Origin of the sequence: Microbacterium sp. H6 (genome assembly GCF_003314775.1) — a bacterium.
Taxonomy (GTDB): domain Bacteria; phylum Actinomycetota; class Actinomycetes; order Actinomycetales; family Microbacteriaceae; genus Microbacterium; species Microbacterium oxydans.
Map to the genome: position 1 here is coordinate 436 of NZ_QOAY01000001.1, position 346 is coordinate 781.

The 346-nt window shown below is 67.6% G+C and carries 1 protein-coding gene; it reads right to left on the reverse strand.

Annotated elements, in window-relative coordinates; all coding sequences use genetic code 11:
- The coding region (locus DSP71_RS22795; RefSeq protein WP_396652038.1) for an AAA family ATPase at window positions 1–346 on the reverse strand (346 nt) is incomplete at both ends.

Sequence of the window (346 nt, forward strand, 5' to 3'; positions counted from 1 at the left end):
GCTCGACGATCACGCCCTCCTCGGCGCACAGCTTGGCGACGTACTCGAGCATCGCGGCAGGCGGCACGAGTCGGAACGGATAGTGGTGGGTGCGCGAGCGGATGGTGCCGAGCACCTTCTCGGGCTCGGTGGTCGCGAAGATGAACTTGACGTGCTCCGGCGGCTCTTCGACGAGCTTCAGCAGCGCGTTGAACCCCTGGGGCGTCACCATGTGCGCCTCGTCGAGGATGAAGATCTTGTAGCGGTCGCGGCTCGGGGCGAAGGTGGCCCGCTCACGCAGGTCGCGCGCGTCGTCGACGCCGTTGTGGCTCGCGGCGTCGATCTCGACCACGTCGAGCGATCCACC